The organism is Veillonella dispar (assembly GCF_937975875.1).
In the GTDB taxonomy this organism is placed as follows: domain Bacteria; phylum Bacillota; class Negativicutes; order Veillonellales; family Veillonellaceae; genus Veillonella; species Veillonella dispar_B.
In genome coordinates this window covers 1-8,500 of sequence record NZ_CALJSP010000140.1, presented here as the reverse complement: position 1 = coordinate 8,500, position 8,500 = coordinate 1, and the positions used below count along the sequence as shown (strand labels likewise).

Sequence of the window (8,500 nt, the reverse complement as noted above, 5' to 3'; positions counted from 1 at the left end):
AAAAAAAAAAAAAAAAAAAAAAAAAAAAAAAAAAAAAAAAAAAAAAAAAAAAGCCATATTGTGAAATATGCGGACAAAGAACGAATATAGAACCACATCATATTAATACACGTGGTAGTGGCGGTGGAGATATTAAGGAAAACTTAATACAACTCTGTACACAATGCCATATCAATACACATAGTGGCCAATATCCAACTAAAGATGATTGCTTAAATAAAGTAGCAGAGCGTGAAGGTATTACATATGATGAAGCATATGCAATTAATCGTAGATCAATGGGATATGATGTATAAAATGTAGTGGCCTAGAAAAAAAGGGGATATTTTAAAAAATGGCAAAAGAGTATTCTAAAAATTTCTATAATTCATATAGGTGGAGAAGATGTGCAAAGGCATATGCAGAATCAAAGCTATATATATGTGAAAGATGCCATGGATTAAAAAGTATCAATAAGGTAGATGGGACTAGACAACGTTGGGTAGTACATCATAAAAAGCCACTAACCCCAAACAACATTAACAATGATGCGGTTGCATATGGTTGGGATAATCTTATGTTCTTATGTATTGAATGTCATAATGCAATACATGCAGAGCTAGATGCTATGACTACACCTAATGGATTGACGAGCGGTGCAAGCCTATTAGTTAGACCGACACGTGGGATGATATTCAACGAGTTAGGTGATTTAGTAGCTGTAAATGATAATGAACATGATAATAATTGACTCCCCCCCATAATTTTATGGTGAAAATATTTTTTTCTACACCGGTGCTGGAGTTTCGTGTAACACACAGGTCGCACATGTGAGGGGTGTAGTTGACAAAGGAGTGATGGGAGATGGCAAATGAAGAAAAAGAAAAGTTAAAAAAGAAGAGGATTTCAGAATATAACAGGATTTTTAAAGAACTTTCACAAGAAAAGAAAAAGTTAATTAAGAAATCAATCGAACAAGCTGTTCATATGGAAATGCAATTAGATGACCTACAAATTGAATTAGAAAAAGTAGGTTTTGTAGAAGAATATTGCAACGGAAATAATCAATTTGGCAAAAAAGAATCGACTGAATCGAAGGCTTACAACACGCTCATGAAGAACTATATTTCAATCATAAAAGTTCTACTTGGCGAATTGCCACAGTCTAAAAATGAAGATGATGATGAAGAATTTAAGAAATTCTTAATGGACCGTGTAAAACGATGAACCCAATCAGAGAATACTATAACCAAATAGTTGATGGGGACATAGTTGTATCTGATCGTGTACGTAGGGTCTATAAACATTTAGTCGATAAGCTGGAGACTCCAGAGCAATATATTTATGACAAAGACAGAGCAGAAGTTGCAATTGATTTCATTGAACTGTTCTGTAAACACTCTAAAGGTAAATGGGCTGGGAAGCCTGTAAAGCTTGAATTATGGCAAAAAGCCTTGATTGCAGCTCTTTTTGGGTTCGTAGATAAAGATACCAAAGTAAGAGAATACCAGGAACTAATTCTTATTGTGGCACGTAAAAACGGTAAGTCCACTCTAGCGGCCGCAATAGGCCTTTTTTTATTGGTTGCTGATGGTGAGATGGGTGCTGAAATATATAGCGCTGCCACGAAACGTGACCAAGCAAAAATTATATGGGATGAAGCAGCGAAAATGATTAAGAAATCAAAGTCGCTAAACAAGGTTTGTCATGTACGGGTCAATCGAATATTGTGCGATGTGAATGACGGTAAGTTTGTACCGTTATCATCAGAATCAAATAGCTTAGATGGGCTTAATGTACACGGAGCGCTTATTGATGAATTACATGCTATCAAGGACAAAAATCTATATGATGTAATCGTTGATGGCATGAGCGCAAGGGAACAACCATTGACTATCATCACTAGTACAGCTGGTACTGTGCGTGAAAGCATATACGATATTAAGTATGACGAAGCATGCCAAATAGTAGATGGTTACGATGATGAACAGGGGTACCAAAATGAAAGGATATTACCAATCATTTATGAGTTAGACAGTCGAAAGGAATGGACTGACCCTAATTGTTGGGCAAAGGCTAATCCGGGACTAGGAACTATTAAGAGTGCAAGCCAATTAGCTGAAAAGGTAAAAACCGCACAAAATAATCCTATCCATGTTACCAACCTTTTAACAAAAGACTTTAATATTCGTGAAACTTCATCGGAAGCATTCTTGACATTTGAACAACTTAACAATACGGCTACTTTTGATATAGCAGCGTTAAAGCCACGATATGGGATTGGTGGAATAGATTTATCAGCAACGACAGACCTTACTTGTGCAACATTATTATTTATGGTGCCTAATGATCCTGTGAAATACGTTAAGCAAATGTACTGGATTCCAGAAGATTTGTTTGATAAACGAGTACAAGAAGATAAGGTGCCATATGATGTATGGTACAAGAGGGGCTTCATACGAAAATCACCAGGCAACCGAATAGATTATCGGCTGATTGTTGAATGGTTTAAAGAAAGACAAGAGGAAGATGATATCTATTTATATAAATGTGGGTATGACGGATGGAGTGCAGCATATTTTGTAGAAGATATGAAATCAGAGTTTGGGCGTTCTGTAATGAACCCAGTCATTCAAGGCAAGAAAACTCTGAGTGGTCCAATGAAAGCACTAGGCGCAGAACTAGAAGCAAAATTAATCAACTATGATAACAATCCTATATTGAAATGGTGTATGGCTAACGTGGAAATAGATGTAGATCGTAATGGCAATATCCAGCCAACTAAATCTATTCATGCAAAGAAGAGAATTGATGGATTCGCATCAATGTTAGATGCATACGTTGAGTATGAACGAAATCAAGAAGATTACCACAATGTTATTTAGGAAAGGAGGTGAAATGATGAACTATCGAAATATCTTTAATAAAATATTTGGATTTGGAAATACCGATAAAGCTAATTTAACTGGTGCAGAATTTTTAGATGGATATACAAATGTATTCACACCTTTTAGTGGGGTGCCATATACAGATACAACCTTCAGAGATTGTACTGATACGATTGCTAGACATCTTGGAAAAATGAAATTAAAACATGTTAGACGAACAAGTGATGGAATGGTGGCAGGGTTACAGTCTATCAATCATATATTAGGTACAAGACCAAACCCATTTATGACGGCTAGTGAATTTCTTGAAAAGGTTGTTGCACAGTACTTTAACTACAACAATGCTTTCATTTATATTCAGCGTGATATAAATGGTGTAATTACTGGGTTGTATCCATTAGATTTTGGCAGCGTTGAAATTAAGGTAGACACTGCAAATAATTTATATGTGAAGTTCCAGTTTATTAACGGTAAAAGCATGACTGTACTATATGATGCGGTGATTCACATTAAAAGGCATTTTAACACCCATCAATTATTTGGCGAGGATAACTCAAAGGCATTGAAAGAAGACCTTGATTTATTACATGCCGTAAAAGCAGCAATTATTAATTCTGTTAAAAATGGCAATTCACTACGTGGGATTATCAATTTTGAAGGAACAGTTCGTGAAGATGACCAACAAGCATTGTGGAAACAATTTACGGACAGATATGTATCAAATGAAAATGGCAGTGGTATTGCAACGCTAGATAACAAGGCTACATTTCAACAACTTACAACTACCATAAGTACATTCAACAAAGGACAAATGGACTTTGCTAGAGATATGGTGTATAAGCACTTTGGGCTTAACGAAAAAATTGTAAGTGGGGATTACACAGAAGATGAATACATAGCATTCTATGAATCTGTACTAGAGCCTATTGCTATTAAGCTAACACAGGAGTTTACAGAAAAACTTTTTACTAGCCGTGAAAAAGGACATGGGAATGAAATCATCCTAGAAAGTAATCGATTATCTTACATGTCTGTAGCTAGTAGAATTAAAGTAAGTCAGGCACTATTGCCTACAGGCGCAATTACTGTGAATGAAATCCGTGAAATATTTGGTTATGAAGGGGTTGAAGGTGGGGATAAACGCCTAGTAAGCCTTAACTTTGCTAAATATGAGGATTTATCTAAGTATCAAATTAATGCATCGAAAGGAGGTGATACAAATGAGGAAGAACCGGAAAATGGAACACCGAATGATGACGGTGCAAGCGATACAGAATGATACTGATGATATTCAAACACGAACAGTAGAAGGATATGCCGCAGTTTTCAATGAAGAAACACTAATTTGGAAATCTGAATATACTGGGTATGAATATCGTGAAGTGATTTTACCAGGCGCATTTGATAATACTGATTTTAGTCAATGCGTATTAAATTACAATCATGGCGGTATGCTATTTGCTAGAACTGCTAGTGGAACATTGCAATTAACTGTTGATGAAAAAGGATTGAAATTGACAGGGGATGTAGCAGACACTTCGATTGGAAATGATGTGTATTCTTTAATTAAACGTGGTGATCTAAATAAAATGTCATTTGCCTTTATTGTTAATGGTGAAGAAGAAGAGATTGACCGAGAAAATAAAGTCTATACACGGAAAATTAAATCAGTAAAAGCGGTATATGACGTATCTATTGTAGATAACCCTGCATATAAAGGCACATCGGTTAGTGCTAGGGCAAATGGGGACTATGAGAGATATGAAGATATCGAAAAAAGAAAACGGCTAACATTATTGGCCATGACATAAAAAGTATTAGACACGCAGTAAGCGTGTTTTTTTATTACCTAAAAGGAGAGATAATATGAATCGTTTGGAACAAATTAGACAACGTAGAGCAGAATTGCGTGCAATGTTGGAAGACACTACACAAGTTAACTTGAATCTTGATGAAATTGAAACTGAGTTGCGTGCATTGGAAGCAGAAGAAACTGAACTAGAACGTAGAACAGCAATTTTGAATACTGTTCCTACTGCTACTACAGTGCCTGTACCTGTAGCAGAACAACGTGCACAAGGTGCAGAAGTATTTGATTCTGTAGAATATCGCAATGCATTCATGCAATATGTAATGAACAATACACCAATTCCTGCTGAATTACGTCAAAATGAAAATACATTAACTACAGATATTGGTGCAGTAATCCCACCTACAGTTTTGAACAAGATTGTTCAAAAAATGGAAAGTGTTGGCATGGTATTGCCATTAGTTACCAATACAAACTTTAAATCTGGTCTTGCAATTCCTACAAGCAATGTAATGCCTGTAGCTACATGGGTAGCTGAAGGAACAGGTTCTGATCGTCAAAAAGCAACAACTGGTAACATCCAATTTGGTCACTTCAAACTACAATGCCGAGTATCTATTTCTTTAGAAACATCTGTAATGGCATTATCTGCATTTGAAAATATGATTTCTAATAACGTATCCAAAGCAATGGTTAAAGCTATTGAGAATGCTATTATCAATGGTACTGGTAATGGTCAACCTACAGGCATTTTAAAGGATGCGGCTGCTGGCGTGAAATTAGATGTTAAAGACTTTGACTATGCAACACTTGTAAAAGCAGAAGGGGAACTACCTGTTGAATATGAAGAAGGCTCTGTTTGGGTAATGACAAAGAAAACCTTTATGAACATTGAAGGTATGACAGATAAGAATGGTCAACCAATTGCACGTGTTAACTATGGCATGGGTGGGAAACCAGAACGCTCTATTCTTGGTCGTGGCGTATTGATTGTGCCTTACCTTAAAAACATTGATGCGGCTACAACAGGTGATATTGTAGCGTTCATTTATCGATTTGAAGATTATGCATTAAATACTAACTATCAAATTGGTGTAAAAACATATGAAGATAACGAAACAGATGATATTGTTCGTAAATCTACAATGATTTGTGATGGCAAGCCTGTCGATACAAATTCTTTGGTTAAATTGGCTAAGAAAGCATAGGTGTAATTTATGTTGACGGTAGAAGATGTAAAACTTTATTTACGAATCGATGAAGATATTACAGAAGATGATATGTTTATCGATGAATCTATCTCTGCTGCTGTCACGTATATTGAGCAAATGACTGGGAAACCATATATTGACGAGCCACTATACCGTAGAGCCGTTCAATATATGGTTGCTCATTGGTACGAAAATCGTGAGGCAACTTCCTCAAAAACATTTGTTCATGATTTACCATTCACGCTAGCTCCTATAATTCGTCATATTGCACTATCTAAAAATTATCCTAAAGAGGTGACAGAGAATGCTTAATATAGACGGAATCGGAAGATTAACGAAACGAATTGAAGTATTGGCATATCAAGATATTGAGAGCAATGGAATTACTAAGCAAAAATTAGTAAGGCTAATTCCAAATAGAATTTGGGCACGTATTGAACCATTACGTGGCAGACAATATCTGGAAATGTATAAAGAAAAAGTAGACGAATTATATAAGATTACAATCAGATATAGAAGTGGAATAACTGATGGTGTATTAATCAGATATAAGGATGTAGTCTATAAAGTTAAAACTGTAATTGATCCATATGAAGAGCATACAAAATTAGAATTGATGTGTCATATCTATAAACGAGGGAAATAATGGATATAAAAACTTTTATGGGGAGATTGGACTCATACATTAAAGAGTATCCATTAGAGGCGGAAAAAGCTATGCGGAAAGAAGCTAACCGAATGAAAAAGGAATTAGTTAGCGCATCACCTGTTGGTAAAGGTAGAAAACGCAAAATTTCCAAGAGTTGGAAAATGGCAATCAATGGTAATAGTAGCAGTACGTTAGAAGCAACATTGCGAAATACATCACCTCATTTTCATTTAGTTGAACGTGGGCATGTGATGAAAACTATGCATGGAAAAATTAAAGGATTCAAACAGGGGACATTTTTCTTTAAACGAACAGTTGAAAAGAATCGTAATGATATAAGAGAAGCTGTTGGTGGACACATGTTTAAAAAGCTGAGGAAGAAGATAAAGAATGGCTAACCGATTATCACAAGTGGCAATATGGAGAGCTGTGGCAAAGAAACTACATGACGAATATAAATGCACGGTATATAGTGACGAGGTTTTAGAAGAGTTCACTATGCCGTGCTTTTTTGTAAAGCTTTTAATGAGTTCAGAGATGCAAACAAAGAACTTTATTAAAAGAAATGTAACTATCATTGCTACATATTTCCCTAGCAATGAAGATAAGGATGAAGAACACTATTTAACAGTGTTTGATAAATTTTTAATACTGTTTCAAATGGGATTTCCTGTTGGTGATCGTTATTTACATGTGGATGATATTCAGCAAGATAGAGTAGGAGAGGAAGATGATATCTTACAAATCACAATGGATATTACATTTATGGATACAACAGGACGAATTGAAAAAATGAAAGAAGAAGGCATCATGATGGGTGATGTCTCATTAACAGTAGAAGTGGAGGATAAATAATGGCTAAATTAGGAATGCCTACAGTTGTAGTTAAATTTATTGAAGCTGGTATTGAAGCCATTCAACGTTCCCAACGTGGGATTGTTGCATTGATTTTAGAAGATACAAAGCAAGTAATTGATAAACTAGCAACAAAAACTAATGGACACGAAGTACTACCAAATCCATTCTTGGTATATACAGTAGATGATATTCCAGAAGAACTATCTGATAAAAATAAGGATTACATCTTAAAAGCCTTAAAAGGCTACAACAAACCACCTTTGAAAGTTGTTGTATATATGATGCAACAAGGTGGAGATAAAGCTGGTGCAGATAGATTCCAAGAACCATTAAAAGCAATGCTTACAGAACGTTTTGATTATTTAGCAATTCCGACAATTGAAACTGCTCAATTAGAGTATGTTGCAACGTGGGTGAAAACAGCACGTGAGAATAAATTCAAAAAAATTAAGGTGGTATTGCCGGGTTCTAATGCAGATTACGAAGGTGTAATTAATTTTGGTAACACTAAGGTTGTTACAGCAGATCGTGAGTATAAAGCAGCAGAATATACCGCACGCATTGCAGGTCTTGTTGCAGGCACAAATATGACACAAAGTGCTACATATGCACCATTAACAGAAGTCATTGATTGTGACCGTCATACTCAAGATGAGATGGATACAATGGTAAATGAAGGTAAATTCTTTATTTGGTATGATGGCGAAAAGTTTAAAATGAGTCGTGCCATGAATTCTTTGGTAACAACAAGCCAAGGAAAATTAGAAGGATATCAAACAATTAAAATTGTAGACATTATGGATATGATTTATGACGATATCAGAAAAACCGCACAAGATTCTTACATTGGTAAATATACAAATGATTACGAGAACAAATGTTTGCTGATTAGTGCAATTCTAGGTTATTTCAAACAATTGGAAAATGAACGATTGTTACAAAAAGATTACTCTACATGTGAAATTGATTGTGAAGCAGTTCGAACATACCAATTATCCCATGGCTTATTCACAAAAGAAGAATTAGCAAAAATGAGTGATGATGAAGTTATGAGCGGTACGCATCTCTTGGCGCCTGCCTCGCTGCATGCTGCTGCGGCGGCATC

The 8,500-nt window shown here is 35.5% G+C and carries 12 protein-coding genes; all 12 read left to right on the top strand.

The window, feature by feature from the left end; translation table 11 throughout:
* A partial coding sequence (locus Q7P05_RS06775) for an HNH endonuclease signature motif containing protein (protein ID WP_303931267.1) occupies window positions 1-296 on the top strand: 296 nt, incomplete at its 5' end.
* A 38-nt stretch (window positions 297-334) separates the two neighbouring features.
* Entirely contained in the window at window positions 335-730 is a 396-nt protein-coding gene (locus Q7P05_RS06770) for an HNH endonuclease signature motif containing protein (RefSeq protein ID WP_303931264.1), read from the top strand.
* Window positions 731-843: 113 nt separating this feature from the next.
* The gene (locus Q7P05_RS06765) at window positions 844-1,206 is read left to right on the top strand and encodes a hypothetical protein (RefSeq protein ID WP_287536188.1); all 363 of its coding nucleotides are present in this window, start codon (window positions 844-846) and stop codon (window positions 1,204-1,206) included.
* Window positions 1,203-2,864 (top strand): terminase large subunit, encoded by a 1,662-nt coding sequence (locus Q7P05_RS06760; RefSeq protein WP_303931261.1) that lies wholly within the window; start codon window positions 1,203-1,205, stop codon window positions 2,862-2,864. The genes Q7P05_RS06765 and Q7P05_RS06760 overlap by 4 nt, the downstream gene beginning before the upstream one ends.
* Before the next feature lie 13 nt (window positions 2,865-2,877).
* Window positions 2,878-4,146: a phage portal protein gene (locus Q7P05_RS06755; protein ID WP_303931259.1), complete on the top strand. Its 1,269-nt coding sequence runs from the start codon at window positions 2,878-2,880 to the stop codon at window positions 4,144-4,146.
* Window positions 4,088-4,678: an HK97 family phage prohead protease gene (locus tag Q7P05_RS06750; RefSeq protein WP_303931257.1), complete on the top strand. Its 591-nt coding sequence runs from the start codon at window positions 4,088-4,090 to the stop codon at window positions 4,676-4,678. The genes Q7P05_RS06755 and Q7P05_RS06750 overlap by 59 nt, the downstream gene beginning before the upstream one ends.
* A gap of 55 nt (window positions 4,679-4,733) precedes the next feature.
* Window positions 4,734-5,885 carry a phage major capsid protein gene (locus Q7P05_RS06745; RefSeq protein ID WP_294026908.1) on the top strand — a complete coding sequence of 384 codons (1,152 nt, stop codon included), beginning with the start codon at window positions 4,734-4,736 and terminating at the stop codon, window positions 5,883-5,885.
* A 9-nt stretch (window positions 5,886-5,894) separates the two neighbouring features.
* Window positions 5,895-6,200 carry a head-tail connector protein gene (locus Q7P05_RS06740; protein ID WP_195186478.1) on the top strand — a complete coding sequence of 102 codons (306 nt, stop codon included), beginning with the start codon at window positions 5,895-5,897 and terminating at the stop codon, window positions 6,198-6,200.
* A complete protein-coding gene (locus Q7P05_RS06735; protein WP_279007775.1) occupies window positions 6,193-6,534 on the top strand; it encodes a phage head closure protein in 342 nt (113 codons plus the stop codon). The genes Q7P05_RS06740 and Q7P05_RS06735 overlap by 8 nt, the downstream gene beginning before the upstream one ends.
* Complete coding sequence (locus tag Q7P05_RS06730; protein ID WP_195186480.1) at window positions 6,534-6,935, top strand: HK97 gp10 family phage protein; 402 nt, start codon at window positions 6,534-6,536, stop codon at window positions 6,933-6,935. The genes Q7P05_RS06735 and Q7P05_RS06730 overlap by 1 nt, the downstream gene beginning before the upstream one ends.
* A complete protein-coding gene (locus Q7P05_RS06725) occupies window positions 6,928-7,392 on the top strand; it encodes a DUF6838 family protein (protein ID WP_303931251.1) in 465 nt (154 codons plus the stop codon). The genes Q7P05_RS06730 and Q7P05_RS06725 overlap by 8 nt, the downstream gene beginning before the upstream one ends.
* Window positions 7,392-8,500: phage tail sheath subtilisin-like domain-containing protein (locus Q7P05_RS06720; protein ID WP_303931248.1), on the top strand; the 1,109-nt coding region annotated here is incomplete at its 3' end. The genes Q7P05_RS06725 and Q7P05_RS06720, both read left to right, overlap by 1 nt.